Origin of the sequence: Chimaeribacter arupi (assembly GCF_002858805.1) — a bacterium.
Taxonomy (GTDB): domain Bacteria; phylum Pseudomonadota; class Gammaproteobacteria; order Enterobacterales; family Enterobacteriaceae; genus Chimaeribacter; species Chimaeribacter arupi.
Map to the genome: position 1 here is coordinate 20,400 of NZ_PJZI01000039.1, position 14,810 is coordinate 35,209.

The following is a 14,810-nucleotide window of genomic DNA, read 5'->3' on the forward strand; positions in this document are numbered from 1 at the left end:
TCCCTCATTGTTATCGAAATCAATGTTATCGAAAGCAGTTGTTGAAATCAGGCATCCAGCGGCGGAACGGGCTTGCCGATGCGCTGATAAAAATCAGTGACAAACTGCGCTAACTTCCCTTCATCAATCGCCTGGCGTAAACCGGCCATGACGCGCTGGTAATAACGCAGGTTATGGATGGTATTCAGACGCGCACCGAGTATTTCGTTGCAACGGTCCAGATGATGCAAGTAGGCGCGGCTGTAATTGCGACACGTGTAGCAATCACATTCCGGATCCAGCGGCGAGGTGTCCTCTTTATGCTTGGCATTGCGGATTTTCACCACCCCGTTGGTGACAAACAGGTGGCCGTTACGCGCATTGCGCGTCGGCATGACGCAGTCGAACATATCAATGCCGCGGCGTACGCCTTCCACCAGATCTTCCGGCTTGCCGACCCCCATCAGGTAGCGCGGTTTGTCCTCAGGGATCTGCGGGCAAACGTGCTCCAGGATGCGGTGCATATCCTCTTTCGGCTCACCGACCGCCAGGCCGCCCACAGCGTAACCATCAAAGCCGATCTCTACCAGCCCTTTTACGGAGACATCTCGTAAATCTTCGTAAACACTGCCCTGGATAATCCCGAACAACGCATTGTTATTGTTCAGTTCGTCGAAACGCTTGCGGCTGCGGGCCGCCCAGCGCAGCGACATTTCCATCGAGCGTTTGGCGTAGTCCCAGTCGGCCGGGTACGGGGTGCACTCATCGAAGATCATCACGATGTCAGAGCCGAGGTCGTACTGAATCTCCATCGACTTCTCCGGGCTTAAGAATACCGGGTCACCGTTGATGGGGTTGCGGAAGTAAACGCCCTCTTCCTTGATTTTGCGCATCGCGCCCAGGCTGAAGACCTGGAAGCCGCCGGAGTCGGTGAGGATCGGGCCGTGCCACTGCATGAAATCATGCAGGTCGCCGTGCAGTTTCATGATCTCCTGCCCCGGGCGCAGCCAGAGGTGGAAGGTATTACCGAGCAGGATCTGCGCGCCGGATTCTTTCACTTCTTCCGGCGTCATGCCTTTTACGGTGCCGTAGGTGCCGACCGGCATAAAGGCCGGGGTTTCGACCACGCCGCGATCAAACACCAAACGGCCGCGGCGGGCGCGACCCTCTTTCTTGATTAATTCGTACTTCACAGTGCCTCCGGCATCAGAGAAACAGTCTGATGAGGTTGACTCCGGGGCCATTGGCCCCGAAAAGAGTAAGCCCGGCGCACGATGCGCCGGGCCGGGTATTACCGGCCTGCCGCCTGTTGCGGGGCCAGCGGGTTACGGGTAATGAACATCGCATCGCCGTAACTGAAGAAACGGTACTGCTCGGCCACCGCGGTGTGGTAGGCATTCATCGTCTGGGTATACCCGGCGAAGGCCGACACCAGCATAATCAGCGTGGATTCCGGCAGGTGGAAATTGGTGATCAGGGCGTCGATCACCTGATACTCATAACCGGGGTAGATAAAGATTTTGGTGTCGCCGAAGAACGGCGCGATCAGGCCATCCTGCGTGGCCTGCGCCGCGCTCTCCAGCGAGCGCACGGATGTGGTGCCGACGGCGACCACACGCTTGCCGCGCGCTTTACAGGCCAGCACCGCGTCCACGACCTCTTGCGGCACTTCTGCATACTCGGCGTGCATAATGTGGTCTTCAATGCTCTCCACCCGCACCGGCTGGAACGTCCCGGCGCCGACGTGCAGGGTCACGAAGGCCATCTCCACGCCCTTCTCTTTCAGCGCGGCCAGCAGCGGCTCGTCAAAGTGCAGCCCGGCGGTCGGGGCTGCCACCGCGCCCGGTTTGGCGCTGTAGACGGTCTGGTAAAGCTCGCGGTCCGCGTCTTCATCCGGGCGGTCAATATAGGGCGGCAGCGGCATATGCCCGACGGCGTTCAGCACGCTGAACACGTCGCGCTCATCATTGAAGCGCAGTTCAAACAGGGCGTCGTGGCGGGCCACCATGGTCGCGGAGATGCTTTCATCATCCCCCAGCAGCAGCTCAGCGCCCTCTTTCGGGGCTTTGGAGGCGCGCACATGCGCCAGCACGCGGTGGTCATCCAGCACGCGCTCCACCAGCACCTCAATTTTACCGCCGCTGACTTTACGCCCGAACATCCGCGCCGGGATCACGCGGGTATTGTTGAATACCAGCAGGTCACCCGGCTCCAGCGTCTCCAGCAGGTCAGTGAAGACGCCGTGCGTCAGGTCACCGCTGGGGCCGTCCAGGGAGAGCAGGCGGCAGCCGCTGCGCTGGGCTTGCGGATAGTGGGCAATCAGGGATTCAGGGAGTTCAAACGAAAAATCAGCGACGCGCATAACACTCTACTTCACGTGAAAAACAGGCGGCTTAGTCTAGAGCCAGCACCGCCCGGCTGCAACAATTAAGGGCGTCTGCCGCCTGAAATGGTTATACTGCCGGAATGAATTTTCTTGCCCATCTGCATCTGGCCCATCTGGCCAACAGCTCACTGACCGGTAACCTGGCCGCTGACTTCGTCCGCGGCGATCCCACACATCTTTATGATCAGGCGGTGGTTGACGGCATCCGTATGCACCGGCGGGTCGATTCGCTGACCGACAGCCTGCCGGCGGTTAAAGAGGCGCGCCGCCTGTTCAGTGAAACCTACCGCCGGGTTGCCCCCATCACGATGGACGTCATGTGGGACCACTTCCTGGCGCTGCACTGGCAAAAACTGGTGGCGGATTATACCCTGCCGGCCTTTGTGAACTATGCGCAAGGTCAAATTTTACCCAGCTTAAGCACCATGCCGGCAGGGTTTCAGCATCTTAATGCCTATCTCTGGCCGGAACGCTGGCTGGAGCGCTATGCGGAGCTGCCGTTTATCGCCAATGTGCTGGCCGGGATGGCCGCGCGCCGCCCGCGCCTGCATCTGCTGAAAGGCTCTTTTGTTGACATTGAGCGCAATTACCCGCAGTTTGAGGCGATATTCTTTGATTTTTACCCGCAGATGATGGAAAAAGCGCGCTGCCGCCAGCTATGACGGCGCGCCGTTAAGGCAGGATAAAATAAGGGTTATTGTTAAAACAGGATAGTTTTTACAACTTGCATCAATAGCCGGAAGCTATCTGAATGATTGGTCTTTCACCCTTTATTCACCCTGCCTAAATCCCTATACTGCCCTCGTCTTATTCATAAACTGTCCTTTAACTTGATATTACAGGAGTAATTATGGTCCTGGTAACTCGCCCAGCCCCAGACTTTACCGCTGCTGCCGTTCTGGGCAGTGGTGAAATCGTTGAAAACTTCAACTTCAAAAAGCACACTGCTGGCAAACCTACCGTTGTCTTCTTCTGGCCAATGGACTTCACCTTTGTTTGCCCGTCTGAGCTGATCGCTTTCGACAACCGTTACGCTGAATTCCAGAGCCGTGGCGTGGAAGTTGTAGGTATCTCCTTCGACTCCGAGTTCGTTCACAACGCATGGCGTAAAACCCCGGTTGATAAAGGCGGCATCGGCGAAGTGAAATACGCGATGGTGGCTGACGTTAAACGTGAAATCCAGAAAGCGTACGGTATCGAGCACCCGGACGCAGGCGTTGCGCTGCGTGGTTCCTTCCTGATCGACAAAGACGGCATCGTGCGTCACCAGGTTGTTAACGACCTGCCGCTGGGCCGTAACATCGACGAAATGCTGCGTATGGTTGACGCGCTGCAATTCCACGAAGAGCACGGCGAAGTGTGCCCGGCTCAGTGGGAAAAAGGCAAAGTTGGCATGGGCGCGTCTCCGGACGGCGTTGCCAAGTACCTGTCTGAAAACGCCATTAACCTGTAATCTGCTCACCGGCCGGGTGGTTGCCCGGCGGTTGCGCGTTCAGGATAAAAACCGGCCGGCTTTGCCCGCCGGTTTTTTTACGTCTGCCCTTTTTCAGGTCAGCGTTGCCCTGCCATAATGCCGTCCCACCCGGCAAAATGAATATTTCTCCTCTGTTTTCTATGACTTCCATTTTGGTTTGCCGCTACGCTGGTAAAGCACCCTGCCGTCCGCCCGGCTGGCGCGGCATTTGCAGGGTGTTATTCAGGGAGGGTGCCTGTGGGTACCGGCCTGCAACCAATAACGATAAAAGTCAGTACAGACAGGAGGGAATATGGGGTTAACAAAATGGACTGCGCCACTGAGCGCGCTGGCGCTGCTGGTCAGCGCCAGCCTGCACGCCGCCTCAATGCCGGCGGTTGAGGCGCAACACGGGATGGTGGTCTCCTCGCAATATCTGGCCTCGCAGATTGGGGTGGATATCCTGAAAATGGGCGGCAACGCCGTGGATGCCGCCGTAGCAGTCGGCTACGCGCAGGCGGTGGTCAACCCCTGCTGCGGCAACATCGGCGGCGGCGGCTTTATGACGATTCACCTGGCGGACGGCAAAGACACCTTTATCAATTTCCGTGAAACCGCCCCGGCTGCCGCCAGCGCCGACATGTACCTGGATGAACAGGGCAAGGTGCGCAAAGAGGCGTCGCTGTATGGCTATCTTTCTGCCGGGGTGCCGGGTACGGTGCTGGGGCTGGACACCGCGCAGCGCGAATATGGCAAGCTGACGCGCCGTCAGGTGATGGAGCCGGCCATCAGGCTGGCGCGCCAGGGCTTTGTGCTGACCCGTGCAGACACCGACGTGCTGGACACCACCGTCAAACGCTTCCATGACGACCCGGAAGCGGCGCGGATTTTCCTGCGCCCGGACGGCAGCGCACTGCAACCGGGCGACCGGCTGGTGCAGAAAGATCTGGCCAACACGCTGGAGGCGATCGCCCAACGCGGGCCGGACGCCTTCTATAAAGGGAAAATCCCGGCGGCGGTGGAAGCCGCGGCGAAAAAAGGGGGTGGGTTACTGACTGCCAAAGACTTTGCCGACTACCGGATCAGCGAAACCGCCCCGCTCACCTGCAGCTACCGCGGCTATAAGTTTGTCTCCTCCCCGCCGCCCAGCTCCGGCGGCACCACGTTGTGTGAAACGCTCAATATCCTCGAAGGCTACAACCTGAAAGAGATGGGCTTCAACTCTGCCGCCTCGGTTCATGTGCTGACGGAAGCGATGCGCCACGCCTATATGGACCGCAACACCTACCTCGGCGATCCGGCGTTTGTCACCAACCCCATCGGCCGCCTGACCAGCAAAAGTTACGCCGGTGAAATCCGCAAACAGATCGACCCGGAACGTGCCACGCCGTCAAAACAGGTGCAGCCGGGCATGATGCCGCATGAGAAACCGGAAACCACCCACTACTCGATTGTTGACCAGCAAGGCAACGCGGTCTCCACCACGTACACGGTCAACGGCCGCTTCGGCGCAGTGGTGATCGCACCGGGCACCGGTTTCTTCCTCAACGACGAAATGGATGATTTCACCACCAAAGTGGGCGAACAGAACCTGTATGGCCTGGTGCAGGGCAGCCGCAATGCCATTGCCCCTGGTAAGCGCCCACTCTCCTCGATGAGCCCGTCACTGGTGACCAAAGACGGGAAAATCTTCCTGGTGCTCGGCTCACCGGGCGGGTCACGCATCATCAGCATTACCTTGCAGGCGGCGATCAACATCATCGATTACGGCATGGCCCCGCAGGAAGCGGTGGACGCCCCGCGCATCCATCACCAGTGGCTGCCGGATGAAGTCTATTATGAGCAGCGCGGCCTCTCTGCGGACACCCTGGCGCTGCTGGCGCAACGGGGCTACAAGATGGTGGAGCAGACCCCGTGGGGCGCGGCGGAGCTGATTATGGTTGGCCTGCCGGGTGCGGCAGGCGTCATCCCGGCCAACTCCGGCAATGACTCGGCTGTCTCCGGCAAAGTGCGTGAAGGCTATCTGTACGGGGCCAATGATGTGCGCCGCCCGGCCGGTGCTGCCATCGGTTATTGATACCTGGGCATCAACGACAAAAAGCGGGCTGAGGCAGGCCCGCTTTGTTCAGGGAGAGGTTGTCGCGCGCGCACCCTGCTTAGTGCCGCGATCAGGGTTTACTGCGGCTGCGCCACAACGTCACGCTCTCTTCCGGCAGCGTCAGGTTAAGCTGCTCCCGCTCCGAAGTAAGCACTCCCTCACCTTCCAGCCGTTTCCACTCGCCTGCCTGCAACAAGGGCGTCAGGGGTAATACCCCACTGGCCGCCGGGCCGCGTTGCAGGGCCACCAGCACCTGCTCACGCTGGTACACCCGCAGGAACACCAGCGTATTCCCCTCGGCGTACAACACCTGGCAACCGCCGCGGCACAAGGCTTTGCTGCGCTGGCGCAGTTTCGCCATCCGGGTGTACAGCGCCAGCAGGTCGGTATTCCACTGCTCTTTATTCCAGGGGAAGGTTTTACGGCAATAGGGATCGTTGCCGCCATCCAGCCCGACCTCATCGCCATAGTAGATGCACGGCACGCCAATCCAGCTGAATTGCCATACCACAGCCATCGCCATCCGCGCCGTATCGCCCTTCAGCAGGGTGAGGAAACGGGCGGTGTCATGGCTGTCGAGCTGGTTAAACTGCCGCAGCTGCACCTGGTGCGGCAGCCCGGCGCGATAGCCCTCCATCCACGCCGCGCAGGTCTGTGCCGTCAGCGAAACCGGGTGCCCGGCGTTGTCGATGCCGGCCAGGAAAGCGCGCACCGGCACGGCAAAGCCCCGGTAGTTCATTGCGCCATCCTCCACCCCGGCGTGCAGCCAGTCGCGCGCATCATCAAAATGCTCGCCGAGGATATAGGCCTCCGGGTTCTCCTCGCGGATCGCCCGCCTGATACCGGCCAGATGGTGCAGGTTGTTTTTTGCACCGCCCTCTTCGCCCAGCATGTGGATCACATCCAGCCGCCAGCCGTCGATACTGAAGGGCGGCCGCAGCCAGTAGCGCGCCACGCTCTGCGGCCCCTGGTAAATCTGCTCCACCACGCCCGGGCTGGCATAATTGAGCTTGGGCAGGCTGCTGAAGCCTTTCCAGTCACGGGTGCTGCCGTCCGGCCAGAAGCTGTACCAGTCGCGGTAAGGGGAATCAGTATGGTGGCAGGCGCCGTTGGGGTGCTGCTGGTGGCGGTCAAACCAGGCGCAGGAGTCGCCGGTATGGTTGAACACGCCATCTAAAATCAGCCGCATGCCAACTTCCCGCGTCTGTTCACGCAGCCGCACCAGCGCCGCGTCGCCGCCAAACCAGGGGTCAACCTGATAGTAGTTTTCCGTGTCATATTTATGCACGCTGGGCGCGGTAAACACCGGGTTCAGGTAGAGCGCCGTGACGCCCAGCTTTTGCAGGTAGGGTAATTTACTGATGATGCCGTCCAGATCGCCGCCATAAAACGCCGAGGGCGAGCCTTCCGCCACAATCGGGTCATCCCAGGCATGGCGCGTCACCTCGCGTTTTTCCGCATGGTGGTAGTAGCTGCCGCTCTGGATCTGGTGGTCGCCGTTGCTGGCGGCGAAACGGTCGGGGAAAATCTGGTAGAAGACCTGATCGCTCACCCAGTCCGGGCCGGGATCGGGCACAGAGAGGGAGAACTGCCCCAGTGCACCGGGTTGCAGCTCGCTCACGCCCAGCGGGCCGACCCAGCGCTGATGGTCAGGCCAAATCAGTTTGAAGCAGTAACGGCGCGCGGGTTGCCCCTCATTCAGCGCCAGCACAGCATGGTAACGGTAATATTTCCCCATCCGGCGGGAGGTCATGGCCTGGAGCCACTCCTCGTTATCCGGTTCGGCACGCAGCAGCACCTGTTCAGGTGCGGTGTCGCATTCCAGCCAGAGTGTCAGGTAGAGAAAATCGCCGCGCAGGGTAATAAAGGGAGGGACCGGCAGGTGCCAGGCAGTGAGCATAGTGTCTCCAGAAGCCGCAATAACAATGCGCTCACCATGCCATGCCGGGCAAACCCCGCCCTCATCTGGCCGGCATAAAATCCGGGGAGGAGGACGGGGGCGGAGAACCTTACCGCCGGTTAATGGCTCTGTTTCTGTGCCGCCACGCGGCGCTGGAATTTCACTTTCCAGGCGTAGCCCAGCAGCAGCAGCGCCACCCAGACCAGGCCCGCATAGAGGGAAACGCGGGTATCCGGGAAGTAACCAATCAGGCCGATGATGAACACCAGGAAAATAATTGCCGCCACCGATGTCACGATGCCGCCGCGCAGCGGGAAGGCCAGGTTGGCCACCTGATCTTTGGTCAGGCTGCGGCGGAAGGCGATCTGTGAGAACAGAATCATGATCCAGACCCACACCGTGGCAAAGGTCGCCAGCGACGCGATCACCAGGAAGACGTTCTCCGGCATGATGTAGTTGAGGTAGACCGCCACCAGCATCGCCAGCATCATCACCACCACCGTCACCCACGGAATGCCGCGTTTTGAGACTTTGGTGAACATTTTCGGCGCGTGGCCCTGCTCTGCCATGCCGTGCAGCATCCGCCCGACGCCGAACACGTCACTGTTAATCGCCGACAGCGACGCGGTGATCACCACGAAGTTCAGGATACCGGCCGCAATGGTGATGCCCATGTGCTGGAAGGTCAGCACAAACGGGCTGCCCTGCGTCCCCACCTGGTTCCACGGGTAAATCGACATAATCACAAACAGCGTACCGACGTAGAACACCAGGATGCGCCACGGCACGGAGTTGATCGCTTTCGGGATAGAGACTTTCGGGTCATTGGCCTCACCGGCGGTGATGCCGATAATTTCAATGCCGCCATAGGCAAACATTACCAGTTGCAGCGAGAGCACCATCCCTATCAGGCCGTTACTGAAGAAGCCGCCGTTGGTCCACAGATTATGGATGCCGGTCGGCTGGCCGCCGTTGCCGATGCCCCAGATGATGATGCCGATGCCCGCCACAATCATGATGATGATGGTCAGCACCTTGAAGAACGAGAACCAGAACTCCAGCTCACCGAACACCTTCACGCTCATCAGGTTGATGCCGCCGATGATCAGCACCACGCTCAGCACCCAGATCCAGTGCGGCACGTCCGGGAACCAGACGCCCATATAAATGCCGAACGCCGTGACGTCGGCGATCGCCACAATCAGGATCTCAAAACAGTAGGTCCAGCCGGTGATGTAACCGGAGAGGGGGCCGAGGTAATCCTGGGCATAACGGGAGAAGGAGCTGGCCTGCGGGTTGTTGACGGACATCTCACCCAGCGCACGCATGATGATAAAGGCGATGACCCCACCAATCAGGTAAGCCAGCAGCACGCTCGGCCCGGCCATTTTGATGGCATCAGCCGACCCATAAAACAGCCCGGTGCCGATGGCAGATCCCAGGGCCATAAAACGAATATGCCGGGTGCTCAGGCCTCGTTTGAGCTTGTTGGCTGGTTGTTCCATGTACTTTTAAACCTGTAAGTAAACCAAAAACAAAAAGGTGAAAACGGCCCGGTTGCCGTAACAGTGCCGGATCGTTAACGCAAAAATGCCACGGGAGGGCCCGTGGCATCGGAAGGGTTACGCAGACATCATCACATCATTGATGGGCAGTGACATTGCGCTCGCCGGCAGCACGATCATAAACCCCGGCCAGGACCAGCATCAGCAGTGATGGCGGCAACCAGGCCAGCCCCTGGGATGCCAGCGGCAGGTGTTCTGTCCAGGCCGGCAGCGCCACAGTCAGGGCGGAAGCTTTGATGGCGTCGATAATACCAAAGATCAGGCTGACCAGCATCACCGGCGCCACAATGCGTGGCGTGCGGTTCCACATACGCAGGGTAAAGCTCAGCACAATCAGCACGATACATGGCGGGTAGATGGCCGTCAGCACCGGGATGGAGATCTGGATCAACTGGCTCAGGCCGAGGTTGGAGACCACCATGGAGAACAGCCCCAGTGCGAACACCAGCGTCCGGTAGGAGAACGGCAGGTGCTGGGCAAAGAACTCCGCACAGGCACAGGTCAGGCCTACTGCCGTCACCATACAGGCCAGGAAGATCAGCGCCGCGAGGAAGGTGCTGCCGATACCGCCGAAGGTGTTCTGTACATACGCGTGCAGGATCACCGCGCCGTTCTGCGCATCCGGCACCAGCACGCCGCTGCCCGCACCCAGTTTGAACAGGCAGAGGTAGACCAGCGTCAGGCCGACACCGGCAATCAGGCCGGCCAGAATGGTGTAACGGGTCAACAGGCGCGCATCACTCACGCCGCGCGATTTCGCCGCGTTCACAATCACAATGCCGAAGACCAGTGCGCCCAACGTGTCCATGGTGAGGTAGCCATTGACGAAGCCGGTAGAGAACGGCACCTGCTGGTAGATTTCGGTCGCCGGGATCGGCTGGCCCGCCGGCCACAGCACCGCAGCGATACCCAGGATAGCCAGCGCTACCATCTTCAGCGGGGCCAGCACATGGCCGACGGTGTCCAGCAGTTTGCCCGGATACAGGGAAACGGCGATCACCAGCGCAAAGTAGATCAGGCTGTATACCAGCAGCGGCATCGCGCCGTCACCGGTCAGCGGGGCGATCCCCACTTCAAAGGAAACGGTCGCGGTACGCGGGGTGGCGAACAGCGGGCCGACGGCCAGGTAACAGACGGTAGCCAGCAGCAGGCCGGCCTTGCGGCCAATCGGCGTGCTCAGTGCGTCAATGCCGCCGCCGACACGGGCCAGCGCCACCACCGTCACCACCGGCAAGCCCACCGCAGTGATCAGAAAGCCAAGGGCCGCCCACCAGACGTGCTCGCCGGACTGCAACCCTACCATCGGCGGAAAAATGATATTTCCTGCGCCGACAAACAGCGCGAAGGTCATGAACCCCAGCGCCAGAATATCTTTACTTGCTAAACGATGATTCATGTTGTGTCGTGTTGCCTGTTCAAAGGAAAAAGGATTTATCTGTTATCGCGGGCTGGTCGCAGGCAAACACCTGTTCTCAGCATCCGGCTGCCAAATTATTTTTATCGTCAGAGGTCTATGCGGGCGTTGGCTGCCTCTTGCAGCAGCTCTCCATGCGGGAAGTGACCACGCACCGATAAAGGCGGAAAATTGACGTATTGCAGGCGGTATAGCGCGACAACGGGGGCTAAGTTAAACGTTTATAGCGTAGAAAGACAAGGTGGGATCAAAAAAGCAGAGTCATTGACTATATAAAATTTCTTAACCAGATAATCATGCGGTTTATGCTCTGATCCACCCTACATGATTTGTATATTATTTAAACAAGCAGCACACAAACTGTGACACATTGCCTGCGAACCTGCATGAATCGGTCATCCTATGGCCGTTTCATACACAATCCGCAGGCAGGATCAGCGGCTTACCATACGCGGGCAGCGGTATTGATCACCAGTTGCAGTTTTTCCCACTGCTGCGCTTCGGTGATGCTGTTGCCCTCTTCCGTGGAGGCAAAGCCGCACTGGGTGCTCAGGCAGAGCTGCTCCAGCGGCACATACTGCGCCGCCTCACGGATGCGCTGCTCAATCACCGCCGGATCTTCCAGCTCACCGGTTTTGGTGGTCACCAGGCCCAGCACCGCCTGCTGTTTGCCCGGCTTCAGGAAGCGCAGCGGCTCAAAGCCACCGGAACGCTCATTGTCGTACTCCAGGAAGAAGGCGTCGATGTTGACGGTGCCGAACAGCAGCTCCGCCACCGGCTCGTAACCACCTTCGGAGATCCAGGTCGACCGGAAATTCCCGCGGCAGACATGCAGCCCGATGGTGAGATCGTCCGGCTTGCCGGCAATCGCCTTGTTGAGCACATCGGCATAGGTCTGCGCGAGTTGCGCCGGATCATCGCCCCGCTCACGCATCTGGCGTTTCTGGTCATCTGAGCAGAGGTACGCCCAGACGGTGTCATCCAGTTGCAGGTAACGGCAACCGGCGTCGTAGAAGGCTTTGATGGCGTCGCGGTAGGTTTGCGCCAGATCGTCGAAATAGACGGCCAGATCCGGGTACACCTCGTGGCTGATCGCTTTACGGCCGCCGCGGAAATGCAGCACGCTCGGGCTGGGGATGGTCATTTTTGCCACCGCATCCCCGGCGATGCTTTGCAGGAAGCGGAAATCTTCCAGCATCGGGTGGTTGCTGAAGCCCAGCTTCCCGGTCACTTTGATGCTGCGCGCTTTGGTTTGCACGCCGTTGAACTGAATCCCCTGGTCCGCTTCGTAAGGCTCAACGCCATCCAGCCCTTCGAAGAAATCGAAATGCCACCAGGCGCGGCGGAACTCACCGTCCGTCACCACTTTCAGGCCCAGTTCGCGCTGTTTCGCCACCACATGGCGAATCTCCTCATCTTCCACCCGGCGCAGTTGCGCGGCATCAATTTCACCGGCCTGGAATTGCTGGCGGGCTTTTTTCAACGCAGCCGGGCGCAGCAGGCTGCCGACAACGTCAGCGGAAAAAGCAGGTGTGTTATTTGGCATCTCTGGCTCCTGAGGATTGCCGCCTGAAGGCGACAATCAAATGATTTCTGACGGATAACTAATTTATAAAGTTAACTATTTTTGAAGCGAATTATTTTCCACTAAAATAATTTCGCTGCGTGACATCAGACTTCTGGACGTCTACATGGCTTGAAGGCTAATTTGTCATGTGCGCTGCCTGACGGCAAACGAGGAATTTTCATGACCCATGAAATAAATTCATGTTGGTACGCCCTGCCCCCGCTTTTTTCACCTGCCCCACACATCACAACCGGCCTTTCCCCCGCGTAACCCGCTGGCCACCTGTACCGGTTTTCCCCTGTGACGGCATTCACAGCCTGTGAAGGCCACGCACTGTGAATGCCGGGAATGGCGGGTTAATCCCATTAGGCACACTGTCTTTATGGGGTTAATCGATTACCCTGCCTGTCGTGATATGCCGCGATACGGCCACGCCATAACGCCCCGTATCGCCACGCCAGATGTCAGGGAGGAGATATGTTATTAAGCAGCATCACCAGTGACAGACTGATTTTATTGGATAAACCGTGGCAGCACCGTGCTGACATCCTGCAACGGCTGTGCCGGTTGCTGGCGGAACAGGGTGTTGTCAGCGATGAAAACGCTTTTCTGGAGGCCGTGTGGCAGCGCGAGCGCCTTTCTGAAACCGGCTTTGAGCAAGGCATCGCCATTCCCCACGGTAAATCCCCGGTGGTCACCAGGCCGGCGTTTGCCGCCGTGCGGCTGACCGCACCGGTCGCGGACTGGCCGACCATGGACGGCGAAGACAAGGTTGATCTAGTGTTTTTGCTGGCCGTACCTGACGGCGACCCCGGCGCGCACCTGCGGCTGCTCTCCTCCCTGAGCCTGTTGCTGATGGAGGAACACCATGTCGCCGCATTGAAAGCCGCTGCCACCCCGGCGGCATTCCTGGCGATCCTGGACAGCAGCCACAGCGCCGCCGCGCCGCACGTCACGGATGCCCGCCAGCCAACCCTTATCGTCATCACCTCCTGCCCGGCCGGGATTGCCCACACCTATATGTCTGCCGAGGCGCTGGAAAAAGCCGGCGCGGCGCGCGGCATCCGGGTATTGAGTGAGAAACAGGGCGCAAACGGCGTGGAAGATGAGGTCACGGCTGAACAGATCGCGCAGGCTGACGGCGTGATCTTTGCCGCGACGCTGCCGCCCAAAGGCAAAGCGCGGTTCAACGGCAAAAAATATGTCTCCACCACGGTGTCGGAGCCGTTAAAAAATGCCGACGGCCTGATCGACCGCGTATTGCATCACCCGGACGGCATTCTGGCAGTGGGCGCAGAAGAGGCCCCCGCCACGGGCAGCGGCAAAAAATCCTTCCCTGCCCGGCTCTATCAGGGCGTCTCCAGCGGCATCTCCTACATGATCCCGGTCATCGTCGCGGCGGGGCTGATGATCGGCATCGGGCAGGTCGGGGCCAGCCTGTTTGGCGTGGTCAATATCAGTGACGCCGCCTATGCCGCCCACCCCCGCCCATTATTGGTGGTTCTCCACGGCCTGACGCTGTACGGCACTATGATCATGAAATTTATGTACCCGGTCTTTTCCGCGTACATGGCGTACAGCATTGCCGATCGCCCCGGCCTGGTGCCGGGCTTTATCGGCGGGGCATTCGCCGGTGGCCTGCATTATCTCTTCTGGTCAATCGGCGGCGGTATTCCCTCGGGTTTTCTCGGTGCGTTGATGCTGGGGTTAGTGGCCGGTGTGGTGGCGGATTACCTGAATAAACATATCCGGCTGCATAAAAACCTCCAGGCGATGAAACCGATGCTGATCGTGCCGGGGCTGACGGTGCTGGTGATCTTTTTCATTAACCTTTATCTCGTCGATCCGGTATTCGGCGGCATCAACCACTTTTTCCAGCAAACCATTATCGCGCACGGCAATTCCGGCGCCTTAATGCTGGCCGTCATTATCGCCTCCCTCACCGCTTTTGATTTAGGCGGCCCGGTGAATAAATCCGCCGGGGCCATTGCCATTGGCCTGGCGGCCGACCATATCTACCCGTTAACCTCGCGGGTGCTGGGCATTGTGATCCCGCCCATCGGCATTGGGCTTGCGACATTACTTGATAAATACCTGGTCAGGCAGCGGGTCTTTGATGAAAACCAGCGCGTCACCGGCACCACGTCATTAATTCTCGGCTTTCTCGCCATCGGTGAAGGGGCGATTCCCTTTATGTTGAAAAACCCCCTGATTACGATTTCGATCAATATCGGCGGCGCGGTGCTCGGGGCCGTGACCGCCATCAGCCTGGGGTCGGTGCAATGGTACCCGCTGCCTGCCGTCTGGGGCTGGCCGCTGGTGGAAAACCTGCCCGCCTATCTTATCGGCCTGCTGGCCGGGGTCGCCTTTATTGCAGTCACCAACGTATTTGTCCGCTATGCCCTGATCAGGGCAGGGAAAATGCACATCGAATCACAGGAGTAACAG

Annotated in this window: 10 protein-coding genes; 4 read left to right on the top strand and 6 right to left on the bottom strand. The window is 59.2% G+C overall.

The window, feature by feature from the left end:
• Positions 1–47: 47 nt before the first annotated feature.
• Both tgt and queA read right to left on the bottom strand, forming a co-directional pair.
• Positions 48–1,172 (bottom strand): tRNA guanosine(34) transglycosylase Tgt, encoded by a 1,125-nt coding sequence (gene tgt, locus CYR52_RS19020; protein WP_072926558.1) that lies wholly within the window; start codon positions 1,170–1,172, stop codon positions 48–50.
• Positions 1,173–1,270: 98 nt separating this feature from the next.
• On the bottom strand, positions 1,271–2,341 hold the full coding sequence (gene queA / locus CYR52_RS19025) for a tRNA preQ1(34) S-adenosylmethionine ribosyltransferase-isomerase QueA (RefSeq protein ID WP_072926560.1): 1,071 nt from the start codon (positions 2,339–2,341) through the stop codon (positions 1,271–1,273).
• Between the two features lie 104 nt (positions 2,342–2,445).
• On the opposite strand from queA, the gene CYR52_RS19030 reads away from it, so the two are divergent.
• The 3 genes from CYR52_RS19030 (at position 2,446) to ggt (ending at position 5,895) form a co-directional block, all read left to right on the top strand.
• The gene (locus CYR52_RS19030) at positions 2,446–3,027 is read left to right on the top strand and encodes an acyl carrier protein phosphodiesterase (protein WP_072926561.1); all 582 of its coding nucleotides are present in this window, start codon (positions 2,446–2,448) and stop codon (positions 3,025–3,027) included.
• A 188-nt stretch (positions 3,028–3,215) separates the two neighbouring features.
• Positions 3,216–3,818: a peroxiredoxin C gene (locus tag CYR52_RS19035; RefSeq protein ID WP_072926562.1), complete on the top strand. Its 603-nt coding sequence runs from the start codon at positions 3,216–3,218 to the stop codon at positions 3,816–3,818.
• A gap of 313 nt (positions 3,819–4,131) precedes the next feature.
• The gene (gene ggt, locus CYR52_RS19040; protein WP_072926563.1) at positions 4,132–5,895 is read left to right on the top strand and encodes a gamma-glutamyltransferase; all 1,764 of its coding nucleotides are present in this window, start codon (positions 4,132–4,134) and stop codon (positions 5,893–5,895) included.
• 91 nt (positions 5,896–5,986) lie between these two features.
• Here the strand turns inward: ggt and malZ are convergent, their stop codons facing one another.
• The 4 genes from malZ to CYR52_RS19060 form a co-directional block, all read right to left on the bottom strand.
• Positions 5,987–7,816 (bottom strand): maltodextrin glucosidase, encoded by a 1,830-nt coding sequence (gene malZ / locus CYR52_RS19045; RefSeq protein ID WP_072926565.1) that lies wholly within the window; start codon positions 7,814–7,816, stop codon positions 5,987–5,989.
• A 119-nt stretch (positions 7,817–7,935) separates the two neighbouring features.
• A complete protein-coding gene (gene proY, locus CYR52_RS19050) occupies positions 7,936–9,321 on the bottom strand; it encodes a proline-specific permease ProY (protein ID WP_072926566.1) in 1,386 nt (461 codons plus the stop codon).
• A gap of 136 nt (positions 9,322–9,457) precedes the next feature.
• Positions 9,458–10,777, bottom strand: a complete 1,320-nt coding sequence (brnQ, locus tag CYR52_RS19055) for a branched-chain amino acid transport system II carrier protein (protein WP_072926567.1) — start codon at positions 10,775–10,777, stop codon at positions 9,458–9,460.
• Between the two features lie 460 nt (positions 10,778–11,237).
• Complete coding sequence (locus CYR52_RS19060) at positions 11,238–12,341, bottom strand: cobalamin-independent methionine synthase II family protein (RefSeq protein WP_072926568.1); 1,104 nt, start codon at positions 12,339–12,341, stop codon at positions 11,238–11,240.
• A 498-nt stretch (positions 12,342–12,839) separates the two neighbouring features.
• Here CYR52_RS19060 and CYR52_RS19065 point away from each other — a divergent pair, with 498 nt between their 5' ends.
• Positions 12,840–14,807, top strand: a complete 1,968-nt coding sequence (locus tag CYR52_RS19065) for a PTS fructose transporter subunit IIABC (protein WP_072926570.1) — start codon at positions 12,840–12,842, stop codon at positions 14,805–14,807.
• Positions 14,808–14,810: the final 3 nt, after the last annotated feature.